Genomic DNA, 17,580 nt, shown 5'->3' with positions numbered 1-17,580 from the left:
TCGACTACTCGGATCGGGACAGCACGGCGCCCCGGCACGGGACCGGGGCGCGCGCGGCGGGCGGATCAGAGCCAGGTGGAGTCGCCGAAGACCGCGCCGGAATCGTCGGTGTCCTCGGATTCGAGGTAGACGTAGGTGTACTGGCGCAGGGTGACCGGACCGGTGCAGGAGTTGACGCGGATGTGGTAATCGCGGACGCCGAGGTTGATCTGCTTGCCGGGCACCATCGTCTTCTCCATCATGGCGACGTCGGTGACCTGACCGGGGTTGAGGTTGAGCGTGGCGACCGGGGCGATGGCCAGCGGGTCGTTGTTGCCCGGATCGAGGTCGGGGTCGTAGTAGTAGAAGTTCGGGGTCACGCCGATGGTGCTGCCGCCGATCTCGACCGCGCAGCCGACGTGGTAGCCCACCCGCAGTTTGCCCGCCGTCCCGCCGTCGAGGCGACCGTAGGCGACGCCGCTGACCAGCGCTTCGCGCGTGGTGCCCATCATGTTCAGCGGCGGGATCCGGTTGATGGTCTCGTCGCGGTTGCCGACCATGAACGAGATCCCGTTCGGGGAGACGAAAGTCTTCTCGTGCGGTGGCATGGGTACGATCTCGGCGGTCGCCCGCGGCGGTGAGGCGAACAGCGGAGCACAGGCCAGGATCGCACCGAGGGCGATCGCGGCCGCTCGTGACAGGTTCGACGGCATGGCCCCAGACTGTAGTAGCACGTCGCTATGCGAGTGACGCGTGACACGACGGGGAGCGCCACCCGGTCAGCGCGGGGCGAGCACCGATTCCCGGCCGGTGACCTCGGACGCGCGCCGCGCCGCGAACGCGCCGAGGGACCAGCGCGCCGCGGCCACCGCCGCGCCGGCCAGGACGGCGAGTTGCGGGGAACCGACGATCATCGCCAGGACGACGAGGGTGATCAGCCCCGCGGCGAGGGCTTCCAGCTTGTACACCGGCCACGCGGAACCCGCGAGGTCGATCGTCTGGGGCCTGGCCCGGTGCACCGTCGTCATCTGCTCAGGATAGCCGGACACAGGAGTTCGGGCCACCGAACTTTTCCGTACGGGAACAGTCGCGCGGCCGTGGGCGTTGGGCCGGATATGCCACTGACAGGAGAGTACGCACCCAGCACCTCGGACTGGGCCAGGGAACAGGCCGAGACCTACGAGAACTCCGGCGGCACCACCGGCACCTCGCTCAACGGCAAGCCGGTCATCCTGCTGACCACCCGCGGCGCGAAATCCGGCAAACTCCGCAAGACACCGCTCATGCGGGTCGAGCACGACGGCGAGTACGCCGTGGTCGCCTCGCTGGGCGGCGCGCCGAAGAACCCGGTCTGGTACTACAACATCAAGGCCGACCCGCACGTCGAACTGCGCGACGGCACGGTCACCGCCGACTACACCGCCCGCGAGGTCACCGGCGAGGAGAAGGCGGCGTGGTGGGAGCGGGCCGTGGCGGTCTGGCCCGACTACGCGAACTATCAGACCAAGACCACCCGCGAGATCCCGGTCTTCGTGTTGACCCCGCGCCCGGCGGGCGAGTAGCCGATCTCCGCCACCCGCCGTCCGGGAACGAAACGGCGGGTGGCAGCATATTTCGGGTGTCCGATCCGCTAGAGGTACTCGACGACCTGTCCGCGACTCGTCCCGCGTTGAGCGCGGACGAGATCGATGCTGCCGCCAAGCGAATTTCCGACATCATCGACCCGACCCCGCTCCAGTTCAGCCCGAGACTGTCGACATTGACCGGCGCGCAGGTCTATCTCAAGCGCGAGGACCTCACCGCGGTCCGCTCCTACAAACTGCGCGGCGCCTACAACCTCATCGTCCAGCTCACTCCCCGCGAACGGGAGGCGGGCGTCGTCGCGGCCAGCGCGGGCAACCACGCGCAGGGCGTCGCCTACGCGTGTCACGCGATGGGAATCCGCGGCCGCATCTACGTGCCCACCACCACCCCGAAGCAGAAACGCGACCGCATCCGCGTGCACGGCGGCGAATACGTCGAACTGATCGCCGTCGGCGAGACCTACGACGCCGCGGCCGCCGCGGCCGCCGCCGACGTCGAACGCACCGGGGCCACCATGGTCGCGCCGTTCGACGACACCCGCACCGCCGCGGGACAGGGCACCATCGCCGCCGAGATCCTCGAACAACTCGACGGACCGCCGGATCTGGTGGTCATCCCCGTCGGCGGCGGCGGCTGCCTCGCCGGCGTCGGCACCTATCTGCGGGAACGCGCGCCGCGCGCGGGCATCCTGGGCGTCGAGCCCAGCGGCGCCGCCTCGATGACGGCGGCCTTGGTCGCGGGCGGCCCGGTCACCCTGCCGACGATCGACCCGTTCGTCGACGGCGCCGCCGTGCGCCGCATCGGCCGGGTGCCCTACGAGGCCGCCGCGAGTTTCGGCGGCCGGGTGGTCTCGCACGCCTCGCTGCCGCTGCTCACCGCCACCGAACCGCCGGAGGGCGCGGGATCGTTCCGGGTGATGCACGTCGACGAGGGCGCGATCTGCACCACGATGCTCGACCTCTACCAGAACGAGGGCATCGTCGCCGAACCCGCGGGCGCGCTGGCGGTCACCGGCTTGTGCGAACTCGAGGTCGAACCCGGGTCGACGGTGGTGTGCCTGGTCTCCGGCGGCAACAACGACGTCTCCCGCTACGGCGAGATCATCGAGCGCTCGCTGGTGCACCGCGGGCTCAAGCACTACTTCCTGGTGGACTTCCCGCAGGAGCCGGGCGCGCTGCGGCGCTTCCTGGACGAGGTGCTCGGCCCCGACGACGACATCACCATGTTCGAATACGTCAAGCGCAACAACCGGGAGACCGGGTCCGCGCTGGTCGGCATCGAACTGGGCAGCAGGGCCGGGCTGGCCCCGCTGCGGCAGCGGATGGACGAATCGCCCATCCGCTGCGAACGGCTCGAGCCCGGCTCCCCCGCCTACCGCTACTTGACCTGACCCGACGCGCTCAGGCGGCCGCTTCCCGACGGATCTCGGGGGCGGGCCGCCGGGCGGCGCCGCGCAGGCAGTTGACGATCAGCGGGAGCAGCCACACCGCGGCCATCTGGTCGCCGGTGATCTGCGGTACGCCCATCCGGTTGTGCACGAACCCGACGGAGAGTCCGAGTCGGGGTTCGGCCCAGCCGAAGGAGCCGCCGAGGCCGATGTGGCCGAGCCCTTCGTGCGCGTAGGGCATCGGCATCGAGTGGTAGCCGAGGTGCCACATCATCGGGAAGTAGAACAGCGCGTGATCGAGTCGGTAGGAGCGGATGCGGCGCAGTTCGGCGATGGTGCGCGCCGACAGGTAGCGACGTCCGTCCGACATGCCGCCGTTGGCGAGCACTCCGTACATGGTGGCCAGGCCGGTGGCGGTGCACACGCCGTTGCCCGCGCCGAGTTCGGTGTTCAGGATCGGCGGGTTGGGGCCTTCGAGGAAGGTGTCCACGCCGGGCATGAACAGCGCGCGGGCGGCGGCGCCGGGCGCGCCGGGGAAGCCGAAGGTGCGGGCCAGCAGGTAGCCGCCGACCGGGCCGCCCAACAGCCGCAGGTGGTTGCCCGCGATCGGCGCGAAGTCGACGGTGGAGCCGCTGGGCGGCAGGCCCAGGTGGATGCCGTCGATGCCGAGCGGTTCGGTGACCTCGGCGCGGAACAACTCGCCGAGGCCGCGGCCGGTCACCCGGCGGGCCAGACCGGCCAGCAACCAGCCGTAGGTGAGCGCGTGATAGGTCGGCACGCCGAGCAGCCGGTCCGGTTTCGCCGCGGCCAGCCGCTCCTCCATGAGCTGGTGGTCGAGGACTTCGGTGATGTCGGTGGCCAGCGCGCCGAGCCCGGACAGGCCCGCGCGATGGGTCATGACCTGCGCGACCGTGATCGAGCCCTTGCCGTTGGCGGCGAATTCCGGCCAGTATTCGGCGACCGGTGCGTCGTAGTCGATGAGCCCGCGGTCGGCGAGTCGGTGGATGACGGTGGCGGTGACGCCTTTGGTGGCCGAGAAGACGATCGCGCCGGTCCGACCGGTCCACGGCTTGCTACCGCTGTGCGTGCCGACCCAGATGTCGACCAGTGGCTGTCCGTGCAGGTGCACCGCGAGCGCGGCCCCCGCCCCTTTTCGCCGCCCGTAGGCCGCAGCGAATGCCCGCACCAGGGGGGCGAATCCGGGGGCGACGCTACCGCCGACCCCTCCGGGTAGGTCCGCGAGATCTCCGGACGAAGCCACATTGCTCATCTTTCAACGGTAATGGCGTCATCGGATCCCGGCAATCCCCGTATCACCAGGTGAGGCCACGATCGGATCTCGAGGCGGGTCCTCGACGACGGCGAAGCAGTGTCCGGGCAGGGTGGGGTGACCGGAGACCGGATCGAACTCGGGTTCGACCCAGGCCAGCACCGTGGCTCCGGTGACGGGAATCCGGACCGGTTCGGCGGACAGGTTGCACAGCAACCGCAGCGGTCCGCGGGTGACCACGATCCATCCCTGTCGCTCGTCGTAGTCGACCTCGACCCCGGACAGCCACGGATCGGTGATCTCGGCGCGTTCGCGGCGCAGCGCGATCAACGCTCGGTAGCAGGCCAGCAGGCGCGCGTGCGACGCCGAATCGGGCTCGGACCAGTCGATCTTGGAGCGCAGGAAGGTCTCGGGGTCCTGTGGATCGGGCACGTCCTCGCTCGACCAGCCGTGTTCGGCGAATTCGGCCTTGCGCCCGGTGGCGGTGGCCGCGCCGATGACGGGGTCGGTGTGCGAGGTGAAGAACAGGAACGGGGTGCGCGCGCCCCACTCCTCCCCCATGAACAGCATCGGCGTGAACGCCGATAACAGCACCAGCGCGGCCTTGATCGCCAACTGGCCGTCCGCGAGGTAGGCGCTGGGCCGGTCACCGATCGCGCGGTTGCCGATCTGGTCGTGGGTGCAGGTGTAGCCCAGCAGGGTCGAGGCGGGGATCAGGGCGCGGTCCAGCGGTCGGCCGTGCACGCGTCGGCGGAAACTCGAATACGTGCCCGCGTGGAAGAACCCGTGCCGCAGCGTCCGCGCGAGGGTCGCGAGCGACCCGAAATCGGCGTAATACCCCTGTCGCTCACCGGAGACCGCAGTGTGCACGGCGTGGTGGAAGTCGTCGTTCCACTGCCCGCCCAGTCCGTAGCCGCCCGCCGCGCGCGCGGTGATCAGTCGGGGGTCGTTGAGGTCGCTCTCGGCGATCAGGGTCAGCGGGCGGCGCACGTGGGCCGACAGGGCGGTGGTCGCGTCGGCCAGTTCGGCGAGCAGGTGGGTGGCGGTCCGGTCGACCAAGGCGTGCACGGCGTCCAGGCGCAGCGCGTCGATGTGGAATTCGCGCAGCCAGCGCAGCGCGTTGTCGAGGATGTGCCCGCGCACCGGACCGGAGTCGGGTCCGTCCAGGTTCAGGCTCTGCCCCCAGGTGTTGCGGCCCTCGGTGAGATAGGGGCCGAAGCGCGGCAAGTAGTTGCCGGACGGGCCGAGATGGTTGTAGACGACGTCCAGCGCCACGGCCAGGCCGCGCGCGTGGCAGGCGTCGACGAACCGTTGCAGACCGTCCGGCCCCCCGTAGGGTTCGTGCACCGCGTACCAGAGCACGCCGTCGTAGCCCCAGTTGTGCGTGCCGTCGAAGGCGTTGACCGGCATGATCTCCACGACCGTCACACCGAGGTCGACCAGGTGGTCCAGGCGGTCGATCGCGGCGTCGAAGGTGCCCTCGGGGGTGAACGCGCCGATGTGCAGTTCGTAGAACAGCGCGCCCGCCAACGGGCGACCGGTCCAGCCCGCGTCGGTCCAGCGGTTCGGATCGAGGACGTGCACGGCCGAGCGAGCGTGCACACCCTCCGGCTGACGCGCGGAACGCGGATCGGGCAGCACCGTCGGATCGTCGTCCAGCAGGAAGCCGTAGCGCGCACCGGATTCGGCGGCCCGATCGACCCGCCACCATCCCTCGGACGCGCGGGTCATCGGATGGACGTCGCCGTCGAGATCCAGCCGTACCCGCTCCGCGCGCGGAGCCCACACCTCGAACGCCGTCATCGGCCCAGCATCGCACGGGTCGCCCGATCCGGCCCGCCGCGCGCATCCATGCCCGAATGCGCATATCCGGGTACCGGAATGTTACGCGACGATCGGGGAGGACGATCGGGGATGTCACTGATGCGCCGCGCCGGGAAAAGCGGGACAGTGGTGGGGTGGGATTCTACGGAGACCGGATCGTACCCAGGATCATCGACCTCGCCTGCGGGCTGAAGGGCAACGATCCGCATCGCGTGCGCGCCTGCGCCGACCTGCACGGCCGGGTCGTGGAGATCGGCTTCGGCTCCGGACTCAACGTCCCCTTCTACCCCGCCGCCGTCGACGGGATCAGCGCCGTCGAACCGGCCGACCTCGGCTGGCGTCTGGCGCGGGAGCGCCTCGCGAGCGCCACCGTCCCCGTCGAACGGGCCGGACTCGACGGACAGACCCTGCCCTTCGCCGCGGACAGCTTCGACTGCGCGCTGTCCACCTGGACCATGTGCACCATCCCCGACGTCGCCGCCGCGCTCGCCGAACTGCGCCGCGTCCTCGTCCCCGGCGGCACCCTGCACTTCGTCGAACACGGACTCGCGCCCGACGCCTCGGTCCGAACCTGGCAGAACCGGCTCAACCCGATCCAGAAGGTCGTCGCGGGCGGCTGCCACCTCAACCGCGACATCCGCGCGATCGTCGAGGACGCGGGCTTCCGCATCCGCGACCTCGACGTCTTCTACGCCGAGGACATCCCACGCCCGATGGGCGCGCTGTCGCTGGGCGTGGCCGTCACCCCCTGAGCCCGGGCCGCCTCAGACCGCGAGACACCCCGGACCGAGCAGCGCCTTCAGATCGCCCATCAGCGCCGAGGACGGCGAGACCCGCAGGCTGTCGTCCAGTTTCAGCAACGTGGTCTTCTCGCGCGCGCCCACGTGCCGCACGTGCACGTCGGCGGTGCCGGGATGCCGCGACAGCACCCGCTTGAGCTCCCCGATCTTGTCGGGGGTGCACATGCGCGTGGTGACGATGACCGCCAACGGTTTCGCGACGCCGATCGCCGAGAGGTCGGGGACCACCAGATCGTTGGCGATCAGTGAGATCCGGTCGTCGCGCACCGAGACACGAGCCTTGACCAACACCACCGCGTCCTCGACCACGTCCATGCCGAAGACCTGATAGGACTGCGGGAAGAACAGCACCTCCACGCCACCGGTCAGATCCTCGAGCTGCGCGGAGGCCCAGGCCAGACCGTTCTTGTTGATGCGCCGGTTCACCGAGGCCAGGATGCCGCCGATGGTGACCTGCGCGCCGTCCTTGACATCGCCTTCCAGGATGGCCGGGATCTGGGTGTCGACCTGGGCGGCCAGCACGTGTTCGACGCCGTTGAGCGGATGGCCGGAGACGTAGAGGCCCAGCATCTCGCGTTCGAGGGCGAGTTTGTGCTTGCTCTCCCACTCCTCGTCGGGCACCGCGACGTTGAACACCGAGGCCACCGACTCGTCGGCGTCCATGCCGCCGAACAAGTCGAACTGGCCGATCGCCTCGGCCTTCTTGGTGGTCATCACCGCGTCGATGGCGTCGGAGTGGATCAGCAGCAGACCCTTGCGCGGATGACCGAGCGAGTCGAACGCGCCGGATTTGATCAGCGATTCGGTGACCTTCTTGGTGCAGGCGATGGCGTCGATCTTGTTGAGGTAGTCGGAGAAGTCGGTGAACTTCGACTTGTCCTTGCGCGCCTGCAGGATCGAGGCCACCACGTTGGCGCCGACGTTGCGCACCGCGCCGAGACCGAAGCGCACGTCCGTGCCGACCGGGGCGAAGTTCAGCTCGGACTCGTTGACGTCGGGCGGCATGACCGTGATGCCGAGCCTGCGGCAGTCCGAGAGGTAGACCGCGGCTTTGTCCTTGTCGTCGCCGACGCTGGTCAACAGGGCGGCCATGTACTCGGCCGGATAGTTCGCCTTGAAGTAGGCCGTCCAGTAGGAGACCAGACCGTAGGCGGCGGCGTGCGATTTGTTGAACGCGTAGCCGGCGAACGGGAGGATGGTGTCCCACAGCGCTTTGATGGCCTCCTTGGAGTAGCCGTTGGCCTGCATGCCCGCCTCGAAGCCCTCGAATTCGGCGGCCAGCACCTCGGCCTTCTTCTTGCCCATCGCGCGGCGCAGGATGTCGGCTCGACCGAGGGAGTACCCGGCCACCTTCTGCGCGACGTGCATGATCTGTTCCTGGTAGACGATCAGACCGTAGGTCTCGCCCAGGATCTCCTTCAGCGGTTCGGCCAGTTCGGGGTGGATCGGCTTGACCTCTTGGCGGCCGTTCTTGCGGTCGGCGTAGTCGTTGTGGGCGTTCATGCCCATCGGGCCGGGCCGGTACAGCGCGCCGACGGCGACGATGTCCTCGAACGCGGTGGGCTGCATGCGGCGCAGCAGATCCCGCATCGGCCCGCCGTCGAGCTGGAACACCCCGAGGGTGTCGCCGCGGGCGAGCAGGTTGTAGGTGGCCGGATCGTCGAGCGGCAGCGTGTCCAGGTCGACCTCGACGCCGCGGTTGAGTTTGGCGTTGTCGATGGCGTCGCCGAGCACCGTCAGGTTGCGCAGGCCCAGGAAGTCCATCTTCAGCAGGCCGATGGCCTCACACGACGGGTAGTCCCAGCCGGTGATGATCGCGCCGTCCTGGGCCCGCTTCCACACCGGGATGGCATCGGTCAGCGGCTCCGAGGACATGATGACCGCGCAGGCGTGCACGCCCGCGTTGCGGATCAGCCCTTCCAGGCCGCGCGCGGTCTCGTAGATCTTGGCGATGTCGGGGTTGGTGTTGATCAGTTCCCTGACCTCGGCGGCTTCCTTGTACCGCTCGTGGTCGGGATCGGTGATCCCCGAGACCGAGATGTCCTTGGCCATGATCGGCGGCGGCAGGGCCTTGGTGATCTGGTCGGCGATCGCGAAACCGGGCTGGCCGAACAGCACTCGCGCGGAGTCCTTGATCGCGGCCTTGGTCTTGATGGTGCCGAAGGTGATGACCTGGGCGACCTTGTCGGTGCCCCACTGCTCGGTGGCGTAGCGCACCATCTCGCCTCGGCGACGATCGTCGAAGTCGATGTCGATGTCGGGCATCGAGACGCGCTCCGGGTTGAGGAAGCGCTCGAAGAGCAGACCGTGCGGGATCGGGTCGATGTTGGTGATGTGCAGCGCGTAGGCCACCAGCGAACCGGCGGCCGAACCGCGGCCGGGACCGACCCGGATGCCGACCTCGCGGGCGTGTTTGATCAAGTCGCCGACGACGAGGAAGTAGGCGGGGAAGCCCATCTCCAGGATGACGCCGATCTCGTAGTCGGCGCGGGCCAGGTAATCGCGGGGGACGCCGTTGGGGAAGCGCAGGTCCAGACCGCGCGCGACCTCCTTGCGCAGCCAACTGCCCTCGGTCTCGCCTTCGGGCACCGGGAACACCGGCATCCGGTCGCGGTGCTGCCAGACCTCTTTGTAGGACTGCACGCGTTCGCCGATGAGCACCGTGTTGTCGCACGCGCCGGGCACTTCGGCGTCCCACAGGGCGCGCATCTCCTCGGCGGACTTGAGGTAGTAGCCGTCACCGTCGAATTTGAAGCGGGTCGGGTCCGACAGCGTCTTGCCGGTCTGGATGCACAGCAGCGCTTCGTGATTGGTCGACTGGTCCTTGGTGACGTAGTGGCAGTCGTTGGTGGCCAGCGGCGGGATGCCGAGTTGCTTGCTGATGTCGAGCAGGCCCTCGCGGACCCGGCGCTCGATGGACAGCCCGTGGTCCATGACCTCGAGGAAGAAGTTCTCCGGCCCGAAGATCTCCTGCCATTTGGCGGCCGCCTCCAGCGCTTCGCGCTCGTGGCCCAGGCGCAGCCTGGTCTGCACCTCGCCCGACGGGCAGCCCGTGGTGGCGATGATGCCCTCGGAGTACTGGGCGATGATCTCCTCGTCCATGCGCGCCCACTTGCCGAGCTGACCTTCGATGGAGGCCAGCGACGACAGTTTGAACAGGTTGCGCAGACCGGTCGCGTTCTCGGCGACCATCGTCATGTGGGTGTAGGCGCCCGAACCGGAGACGTCGTCGCCCTTCTGGCTGGGATCGCCCCACTGCACGCGTTTGGTGTCGAAGCGCGACCCCGGCGCGATGTAGGCCTCGATGCCGATGATCGGCTTGATGCCGGCCTTCTCGGCGGAGTTGTAGAACTCCGAGGCGCCGTACATGTTGCCGTGGTCGGTCATCCCGACCGCGTTCATTCCCAACCGATTCGCCTCCGCGAACAGGGGCGAGATCTTGGCCGCCCCGTCGAGCATGGAGTACTCGGTGTGGTTGTGCAGGTGAACGAACGATCCGGACGAGGCCAAGTCGGTCCTTCCTCCCAAAGTCGGAAAAGGGGTTGGCCCTGGACGCCGAACCACGCTGCTCGATTCTAGGCACGCGGGTCCGACATCTTTTCGGAGGCTCGCGCGCCGATCCGGGTCCGCCCAGGAGCCCTCGGCGTGTCGGTGGCCGAGATCACCGGCGCGTCCGGTAATGCCCCTTCTGCGCATGTTCGTCCGAAGCTTCCGAACCCACGACAGAGGTGCCGATGCTCCCGATCAGAACACGATCCGCCGTCTCCCCTCTCTTCACGGCCTGCCTGCTGGCCGCCGCGGGCCCGCTCGCGAACGCCGCCCCCGCCGCGGCGCAACCGGGCGGTCCCTTCCCGACCCTCTGGTCGCTGACCCAGGGGCCGTGCGTCGCCCAGGTCGACGCCGTCGTCGACGGCGACGCGCCACCGGGCCGGGCGGCGTTCACCGTCATCACGATGATGCACGGGGCGGCGCCGGTCGGTGACTGCGCGCTGCCGGTCACCCTGACCTGGACCGAGGTGAACTCCGGCGCGACCGGAAGCTACGTCACGACGGCGTGGGGTCCGGGCTACTGGAGCAACAGCGGGCCCGCCGCGGTGTTCGCCCCCGGTCCCGGCGTCTACGAGGCAAGCGTCGCCATCGGCGAGGCGCACGCCCCGGCGTCGGGGGCGATCCGATTCACCGTCGGCGGTCGGTGACGCGGTGCGATGATCACCGGATGCCGCACCGATACCGGTTCCCGTGACCACGACCGTCGTCGCGATCGTCGTGGGCGCGGCGCTGATCGCGGGTGCGCTGCTGCTGTGGCCGCGCACCCGCCGCTCGGTGACCACCCCCGCCGAGCGCGCGGTGCACACGGCGCTGCACACCGCCTCGCTGGCGGCGCGGCCGCTGCGGGCCGGACTCACCGAGGACGCCGCCAGGGAGGCGGCCCCGCATCTGCGCGCGCTCACCGGCGGTGACGCCCTCGGGGTCGCCGACGCCGAGGGCGCGCTGCTGGCCTGGGACGGTCCGCACGCCGAGGTGGCCGAGCGGTTCGCCGAAGCCGCCGCGCGCGCGATCGCCGAACAGCGGCCCGTGTTGGCCCCGATCGCGGGTCGTCCCGACCAACCCGCGCGCACGCTGATCGCCCAGCCGTTGCTGGTGGAGAACGCGGGGGTTGCCGGGGCGTTGGGCGTGGTGGTCACGGGTCGCCCCGGCCCGGGCGGGCTGGGGGCGGTGGCCGAGGTGGCGCGCTACGTGTGCGGCCAGGTGGAGTTGGCCGAACTCGACGCCTCGCGCGCCCGCCTCGACCGCGCCGAGGTGCGGGCGCTGCGCGCGCAGATCAGCCCGCATTTCATCTACAACGCGCTCAACACCATCGCCTCGTTCGTGCGCACCGATCCGGACCGGGCCCGCGAATTGATCCTGGAATTCGCCGACTTCACGCGCTATTCCTTCCGCACCGCGGGCGAATTCACCGTGCTCGCCGACGAACTGCGCAACATCGAACGCTATCTGGCGTTGGAACGCGCGCGCTTCGGCGACACCCTGGAGGTGCGATTGCAGATCGCGCCGGAAGTACTCGGCGTGGTGCTGCCGTTCCTGGCGCTGCAACCGCTGGTGGAGAACGCGGTCCGGCACGGACTGGCCGGTACCAGGCGCGGAGTGGTCACCATCGTCGCCGACGACGCGGGCACCGACTGTGTGATCAGCGTCGAGGACGACGGGGTCGGCATGGATCCGGAACTGCTGCGCTCGGGCGCGCTGGACGCGGTCGCCGCGGATTCGGCGGGTCCGGCCGAATCGGCCCACGTGGGACTGGCCAACGTGGATGATCGATTGCGCGCCGCGTTCGGCAACGACTACGGACTGGTCGTGGAAACCGCTCCGGGAGCGGGGACCAAGGTGAGTCTGCGAGTTCCGAAATTCCGCGCGGGAATTCGGGCCTGAACACCCGGGACGAGAGCGCGCGGCGGATGCCGGAGTCGGCGCGCCGGACCCTGCGCTTAAGATTGAGCGATTGTGACACGCACCACCGACACGCCGATGACCGCCCTGCGGGTGCTCGCCGTCGACGACGAGAAGCCCGCGCTGGACGAACTGGTCTACCTGCTCGGTGCCCGCGCCGAGGTCGGCGAGATCCACCGCGCGGGCGATGCCACCGAGGCGCTGCGGGTGCTGCGCGCGCGTCCGGTGGACGCGGTGTTCCTCGACATCAACATGCCCGGCCTGGACGGCATGGAACTGGCGGGCATCCTGTCGGAATTCGCCAACCCGCCCGCGGTGGTGTTCGTGACCGCCCACGAGGACCGCGCCGTGGCCGCCTTCGACCTGGGCGCGGTGGACTATCTGCTCAAACCGCTGCGCGAGGCCCGTCTCGCCGAGGCGGTGCGCCGCATCGTGGGCGCGCGCGGCGCGCCCGAACCCGAACCGACGCCGCGGCGCGCCGACCCGAACGAGGTCATCCCGGTGGAACTGGGCGGGGTGACCACCCTGGTGCACCGCGCGCACGTCAGCTGGGTCGAGGCCGATGGCGACTACGCCCGCCTGCACACCAGCGCCGGGTCGCATCTGGTGCGCATCCCGCTCTCGGCGCTCGAATCGCGGTGGCAGGACGCCGGTTTCCTGCGCGTGCACCGGTCGTATCTGGTGGCGTTGCGCCTGGTCACGGGGTTGCGTCAGGTCGGGAACGCCACGGTGGTCTGCTTGCGCGCCGACGGCGCCGCGGCCGCGGTGGAACTGCCGGTGAGCAGACGGCAGGTGCGCGAACTCAAGCAGCGACTGGTGCACGGACCCCGCCAGACCTGGACCGGCCGGTGACCGGCCCGGTCCGTCCGGCGCGCGTGCGGGTGGTGCTGGCCGAGCGGCGCGGGGCCCGGCGGGTGCGGACCCGTGTCGAGGTGGCCGAACAGACCGAGATCGGCGAGGCACTGGTGGCGGGGCTGATCCGCGCCCAACTCGGGTTGGCGTTGCGGCTGGCCCTGGTCTCGGTGCTGGCGCTGTGCGCGCTGCCGCTGCTGTTCCGGATCGAGGCGGTGGCGGCGACGGTGGTGCTCGGGGTCCGTCTGCCCTGGCTGCTGCTGGGACTGGCGGTGTATCCGGCGCTGTACGCGGTGGGGCGGATCTACCTGCGCTTGGCCGAACGCAACGACCAGGACTTCCTCGACCTCGCCGAGGACTGAGCGATGGACCCGGTGGACTCGCCCGCGCTGACGGTCTGTGCCCTGCTGCTGGCCGCGATCGCCACGGTCGCGATCGGGGCCTACGGGGTGCGGATGGCGCGGACCACCTCCGATTTCCTGGTCGCCTCGCGCAGTGTCGGCCCGCGCTGGAACGCGGCCGCGATCTCCGGGGAATACCTCTCGGCCGCTTCGTTTCTCGGTGTGGCCGGATTGATCGCGAAGTACGGCGCGGACGCGCTGTGGTACCCGGTGGGCTTCACCGCGGGCTACCTCGGACTGCTGCTGTTCGTGGCCGCGCCGCTACGGCGCTCGGGGGCCTACACGGTGCCGGATTTCGCGGAGTTCCGCCTCGGTTCGGTGCGGTTGCGCCGACTCGCCGCGGTCGTGGTGGTGCTGATCTGCGGCGTGTACCTGATCCCGCAGTTCCAGGGCGCGGGGCTGACCCTGCGCATCCTGCTGGGCGTGCCGAGTTGGGTCGGCGCGCTGGCCGTCGGCGCGATCGTGGTCGCCAACGTGGCGGGCGGCGGGATGCGTTCGATCACGCTGGTGCAGGCGTTCCAGTACTGGCTGAAACTGACCGCGGTGGCGTTGCCCGCGCTGGTGCTGCTCGGTCATTTCCTGGCCGAGGACCGGCCGCTGGGGTTGCCCGCGCCACCGGTGGTCACCGAGCGCACCACCGTCGACATCAGCACCGACGTCCTGGTCAACGTGTCCGCGCCGCAGTCGGTCTCGCTCACCGGCACCCTCGACGACCGTCCCGTGGACGGACGGGTCGAGCTGGGTCCGGGTACCCACGAACTCGCAACGGGAACACGCCTGGTCCTGGACGCGGGGGCGGCGGTGCCCGTGGTCGCGGGCGCGCCCGCCGACGGGTCGAGTTGGCTCACCCCCGGCGGCGGCTTCGGCGGCAGACACCCCACCTACCAGGTGTATTCGCTGATCCTGGCGACCTTTCTGGGCACCATGGGTCTCCCCCACGTCCTGGTGCGCTTCTACACCAATCCCGACGGCCGGGCGGCGCGCGCGACCGCGCTGGCGGTGATCGCGCTGGTCGGGGTGTTCTACCTGTTCCCGATCCTGCTGGGGGTCTTCGCCCGGCTGTACGTGCCGGAACTGCTGATCACCGGCACCTCGGACGCGGCGGTGGTGCTGCTGCCCGGCGCGGTGCTGAGCGGTCTGCCCGGGCAGTTGCTCGCGGCCTTGGCGGCGGCCGGGGCGATCGCGGCCTTCCTGTCGACGTCTTCGGGCCTGCTGGTCAGCATCGCCGGGGTGCTCAGCACCGATGTGCTGCGCGGGCGCATCCGGGACTTCCGGTTGGCCGCGCTGGTCGCGGGCCTGCTGCCGCTGGCGCTGTCGATCGCGGTGACCTCGCTGGACCTGTCCAGGACGGTGGCGCTGGCGTTCTCGGTGGCCGCCTCGACGCTGTGTCCGCTGCTGGTGCTGGGGATCTGGTGGCGCGGGCTGACGGCGGCGGGCGCGGCCTGCGGGCTGATCGCGGGCGGACTCGTCTCCGGCACGGCCACCGCGATCTCGGTGACCGCGGGCGTCTCCGACGAGGTCGGCGACGGGTGGCCCGCCGCGCTGCTGGGGTACCCGGCGGCGATCAGCGTGCCGTTGGCGTTCGCGACGATGGTGGGGGTCAGCCTGGTAACGCGCGGTCAGGACGAGCGCGCGACCGGCCGGGTGTTCGTCCGGATGCACGCGCCGGAGCGGTTGGGTATGGGCGCCGATCGCGAGGGCGGGCTGCGCGCGGGCTGACCGCGAGCGCCGAAGGGGCCTGCGCGCGGGGCGTTTCCGCCGGTGAACATACCTACCGGTCGGAGTCGACACGACCGTTCGTCGCGACGCGCCGACCGCTCACCGCACAGAACACCACCCCCACCGAGTGACCCGCGCCACAGCATTCTGGGGAGCGGGCCCTGCCGTTAGCGTCAGCGAGGTAAGCCACGTCACATGCTAGGACACCCCGGATGACAAGTATCGACCTCGACAAGGACGGCGGGGCGCCGCGACCCACGCCCGGTCCCGAGGAATTCGCCGCCGTATACGCGAGCCCGCAATTCCAGGAACTGCGCACCCGCCTGCGCCGCTTCGTGTTCCCGATGGCCGCGGTCTTCCTGATCTGGTACCTCACCTACGTCCTGCTCGGCGCGTACGCGCACGACTTCATGGCCCGCGAGGTGTTCGGCAACGTCAACACCGGACTGCTGCTGGGCCTGGGCCAGTTCCTGACCACCTTCGTCATCACCGCGGTCTACGTCCGCTTCGCCAACAAGCAACTGGACCCGCGCGCCGCCGCGATCCGCGCCGAACTCGAGGACCGCGCATGAGCACGCACCACCTGGCCGCGGGCACCGTCGGCGAACCGGTCGCCAACATCGCGATCTTCGCGCTGTTCGTGGCCGTCACGATGGTCGTGGTGATCCGCGCCAGTCGCAACAACGCCACCGCCGCGGACTACTTCACCGGCGGACGCGGTTTCTCGGGCCCGCAGAACGGCATCGCCATCGCGGGCGACTACCTGTCGGCGGCGAGCTTCCTCGGCATCGCGGGAGCGATCGCGGTCTACGGCTACGACGGATTCCTGTACTCCATCGGCTTCCTGGTGGCCTGGTTGGTCGCGCTGCTGCTGGTCGCCGAGATGTTGCGCAACACCGGCAAATTCACCATGGCCGACGTGCTCAGCTTCCGACTGCGCGAACGTCCGGTCCGCACCGCCGCGGCCCTGTCCACCCTGACGGTGTCGCTGTTCTACCTGCTGGCGCAGATGGCGGGCGCGGGTGGCCTGGTCGCCCTGCTGCTCGATATCGAGTCCAAGGCAGGCCAGTCGCTGGTGATCGCGGTCGTCGGCGTGCTGATGATCGTCTACGTGCTGGTCGGCGGCATGAAGGGCACCACGTGGGTGCAGATCATCAAGGCGGTGCTGCTCATCGCGGGCGCCGCGCTGATGACGGTGATGGTGCTGGCCAAGTTCGGCTTCAACCTCTCCGACATCCTCGGCTCGGCCCAGCAGGCCGTCAGCGAGTCGACCAACAAGGCCGTCGCGAGCCGCGACGTGCTGGCGCCCGGCGCGCAGTACGGCGCGAACGAGACCTCCAAGCTGAACTTCGTCTCGCTCGGTCTGGCGCTGGTGCTGGGCACCGCGGGTCTGCCGCACGTGCTGATGCGCTTCTACACCGTGCCCACCGCCAAGGAGGCGCGGCGCTCGGTGGTGTGGGCGATCGGCCTGATCGGCGCGTTCTACCTGTTCACCCTGGTGCTGGGCTACGGGGCGGCGGCCATCGTCGGACCGGATCGCATCCTCGGCGCGGCGGGCGGACAGAACTCCGCGGCCCCGCTGCTGGCCTTCGAACTCGGCGGTGTGGTGCTGCTGGGCATCATCTCAGCGGTCGCCTTCGCCACCATCCTCGCGGTGGTCGCGGGCCTGACCATCACCGCGTCGGCCTCCTTCGCCCACGACATCTACGCCAGCGTGCTCAAACGCGGTCAGGCCGACGAGGCGGCGCAGGTGCGGGTCTCGCGCATCACCGCCGTGGTGATCGGCGTGCTGGCCATCGGCCTCGGCATCCTGGCCAACGGGCAGAACATCGCCTTCCTGGTGGCGCTGGCCTTCGCCGTCGCCGCGTCGGCGAACCTGCCGACCATCCTCTACTCGCTGTTCTGGAAGCGGTTCAACACCACCGGCGCGCTGTGGAGCATGTACGGCGGTCTGATCTCGACCATCGTGCTGATCGTGTTCTCCCCGGCGGTCTCCGGTTCGAAGTCGGCGATGCTGCCGGGTTCGGATTTCGACTGGTTCCCGCTGTCCAACCCGGGCATCGTCTCGATCCCGCTGGCCTTCGTGCTCGGCATCGTGGGCACGTTCGTGGGCGGGCGCACACCGGAGGACCCGGAAAAGGCCGTCGAGATGGAGGTCCGCTCGCTCACCGGCGTGGGCGCGGAGAAGGCCATCGCACACTGACGACGGATCGAGCAGGGGGCGTGGCCGCCGACGCGGCCGCGCCCCTCGCCGCCGTCCCGACCATTCGACAGGAGAACTTCCATGACGAGCTCCACCACCGACCACGAGTCCTA

General features: G+C 69.9%; 15 protein-coding genes. 10 read left to right on the top strand and 5 right to left on the bottom strand.

What is annotated here, in order from left to right; translation table 11 throughout:
• Positions 1 to 65 precede the first annotated feature (65 nt).
• Complete coding sequence (locus ON30_RS09735; RefSeq protein ID WP_169334898.1) at positions 66 to 692, bottom strand: MspA family porin; 627 nt, start codon at positions 690 to 692, stop codon at positions 66 to 68.
• Positions 693 to 758: 66 nt separating this feature from the next.
• Positions 759 to 1,007, bottom strand: coding sequence for a hypothetical protein (locus ON30_RS09730; protein WP_040705933.1), 249 nt, complete (start codon positions 1,005 to 1,007; stop codon positions 759 to 761).
• A gap of 87 nt (positions 1,008 to 1,094) precedes the next feature.
• Between ON30_RS09730 and ON30_RS09725 the strand changes: the two genes are divergently transcribed.
• Together ON30_RS09725 and ilvA are read left to right on the top strand one after the other, a co-directional pair.
• Entirely contained in the window at positions 1,095 to 1,541 is a 447-nt protein-coding gene (locus ON30_RS09725; RefSeq protein WP_040705932.1) for a nitroreductase family deazaflavin-dependent oxidoreductase, read from the top strand.
• Between the two features lie 56 nt (positions 1,542 to 1,597).
• On the top strand, positions 1,598 to 2,953 hold the full coding sequence (ilvA, locus tag ON30_RS09720; protein WP_040705931.1) for a threonine ammonia-lyase IlvA: 1,356 nt from the start codon (positions 1,598 to 1,600) through the stop codon (positions 2,951 to 2,953).
• A gap of 10 nt (positions 2,954 to 2,963) precedes the next feature.
• Here ilvA and ON30_RS09715 read toward each other — a convergent pair whose 3' ends face one another.
• Positions 2,964 to 4,220, bottom strand: a complete 1,257-nt coding sequence (locus tag ON30_RS09715) for a serine hydrolase domain-containing protein (RefSeq protein WP_040705930.1) — start codon at positions 4,218 to 4,220, stop codon at positions 2,964 to 2,966.
• Positions 4,221 to 4,238: 18 nt separating this feature from the next.
• Positions 4,239 to 6,023, bottom strand: a complete 1,785-nt coding sequence (gene treZ / locus ON30_RS09710; protein WP_051029135.1) for a malto-oligosyltrehalose trehalohydrolase — start codon at positions 6,021 to 6,023, stop codon at positions 4,239 to 4,241.
• A gap of 155 nt (positions 6,024 to 6,178) precedes the next feature.
• On the opposite strand from treZ, the gene ON30_RS09705 reads away from it, so the two are divergent.
• Entirely contained in the window at positions 6,179 to 6,796 is a 618-nt protein-coding gene (locus ON30_RS09705) for a class I SAM-dependent methyltransferase (protein ID WP_040705929.1), read from the top strand.
• A gap of 12 nt (positions 6,797 to 6,808) precedes the next feature.
• Here ON30_RS09705 and dnaE read toward each other — a convergent pair whose 3' ends face one another.
• Entirely contained in the window at positions 6,809 to 10,354 is a 3,546-nt protein-coding gene (gene dnaE, locus ON30_RS09700; RefSeq protein ID WP_040705928.1) for a DNA polymerase III subunit alpha, read from the bottom strand.
• A 224-nt stretch (positions 10,355 to 10,578) separates the two neighbouring features.
• On the opposite strand from dnaE, the gene ON30_RS09695 reads away from it, so the two are divergent.
• The 7 genes from ON30_RS09695 to ON30_RS09665 all read left to right on the top strand — a co-directional run bounded on the left by ON30_RS09695 (position 10,579) and on the right by ON30_RS09665 (position 17,467).
• Positions 10,579 to 11,040 carry a hypothetical protein gene (locus ON30_RS09695; protein ID WP_040705927.1) on the top strand — a complete coding sequence of 154 codons (462 nt, stop codon included), beginning with the start codon at positions 10,579 to 10,581 and terminating at the stop codon, positions 11,038 to 11,040.
• 43 nt (positions 11,041 to 11,083) lie between these two features.
• The gene (locus tag ON30_RS09690; RefSeq protein ID WP_040705926.1) at positions 11,084 to 12,274 is read left to right on the top strand and encodes a sensor histidine kinase; all 1,191 of its coding nucleotides are present in this window, start codon (positions 11,084 to 11,086) and stop codon (positions 12,272 to 12,274) included.
• A gap of 96 nt (positions 12,275 to 12,370) precedes the next feature.
• Positions 12,371 to 13,144 carry a LytR/AlgR family response regulator transcription factor gene (locus tag ON30_RS09685; RefSeq protein WP_040705937.1) on the top strand — a complete coding sequence of 258 codons (774 nt, stop codon included), beginning with the start codon at positions 12,371 to 12,373 and terminating at the stop codon, positions 13,142 to 13,144.
• Positions 13,141 to 13,506, top strand: coding sequence for a hypothetical protein (locus tag ON30_RS09680; RefSeq protein WP_040705925.1), 366 nt, complete (start codon positions 13,141 to 13,143; stop codon positions 13,504 to 13,506). The genes ON30_RS09685 and ON30_RS09680 overlap by 4 nt, the downstream gene beginning before the upstream one ends.
• A 3-nt stretch (positions 13,507 to 13,509) precedes the next feature.
• Positions 13,510 to 15,264 carry a sodium/solute symporter gene (locus ON30_RS09675; protein ID WP_040705924.1) on the top strand — a complete coding sequence of 585 codons (1,755 nt, stop codon included), beginning with the start codon at positions 13,510 to 13,512 and terminating at the stop codon, positions 15,262 to 15,264.
• A 212-nt stretch (positions 15,265 to 15,476) separates the two neighbouring features.
• Positions 15,477 to 15,836: a DUF485 domain-containing protein gene (locus ON30_RS09670; protein WP_040705923.1), complete on the top strand. Its 360-nt coding sequence runs from the start codon at positions 15,477 to 15,479 to the stop codon at positions 15,834 to 15,836.
• A complete protein-coding gene (locus ON30_RS09665) occupies positions 15,833 to 17,467 on the top strand; it encodes a monocarboxylic acid transporter (protein WP_040705922.1) in 1,635 nt (544 codons plus the stop codon). The genes ON30_RS09670 and ON30_RS09665 overlap by 4 nt, the downstream gene beginning before the upstream one ends.
• Positions 17,468 to 17,580 lie beyond the last annotated feature (113 nt).

Source organism: Nocardia takedensis NBRC 100417 (assembly GCF_000308695.1).
Classification (GTDB): domain Bacteria; phylum Actinomycetota; class Actinomycetes; order Mycobacteriales; family Mycobacteriaceae; genus Nocardia; species Nocardia takedensis.
This window is presented reverse-complemented; position numbering and strand designations above follow the sequence as displayed.

Bases quoted from the DNA above. Each gene is read 5' to 3' on its own strand.
- ON30_RS09735 (WP_169334898.1), bottom strand. From the start codon at position 692: ATGCCGTCGAACCTGTCACGAGCGGCCGCGATCGCCCTCGGTGCGATC.
- ON30_RS09730 (WP_040705933.1), bottom strand. From the start codon at position 1,007: ATGACGACGGTGCACCGGGCCAGGCCCCAGACGATCGACCTCGCGGGT.
- ON30_RS09725 (WP_040705932.1), top strand. From the start codon at position 1,095: ATGCCACTGACAGGAGAGTACGCACCCAGCACCTCGGACTGGGCCAGG.
- ON30_RS09715 (WP_040705930.1), bottom strand. From the start codon at position 4,220: ATGAGCAATGTGGCTTCGTCCGGAGATCTCGCGGACCTACCCGGAGGG.
- treZ (WP_051029135.1), bottom strand. From the start codon at position 6,023: ATGACGGCGTTCGAGGTGTGGGCTCCGCGCGCGGAGCGGGTACGGCTG.
- ON30_RS09695 (WP_040705927.1), top strand. From the start codon at position 10,579: ATGCTCCCGATCAGAACACGATCCGCCGTCTCCCCTCTCTTCACGGCC.
- ON30_RS09685 (WP_040705937.1), top strand. From the start codon at position 12,371: ATGACCGCCCTGCGGGTGCTCGCCGTCGACGACGAGAAGCCCGCGCTG.
- ON30_RS09675 (WP_040705924.1), top strand. From the start codon at position 13,510: ATGGACCCGGTGGACTCGCCCGCGCTGACGGTCTGTGCCCTGCTGCTG.
- ON30_RS09670 (WP_040705923.1), top strand. From the start codon at position 15,477: ATGACAAGTATCGACCTCGACAAGGACGGCGGGGCGCCGCGACCCACG.
- ON30_RS09665 (WP_040705922.1), top strand. From the start codon at position 15,833: ATGAGCACGCACCACCTGGCCGCGGGCACCGTCGGCGAACCGGTCGCC.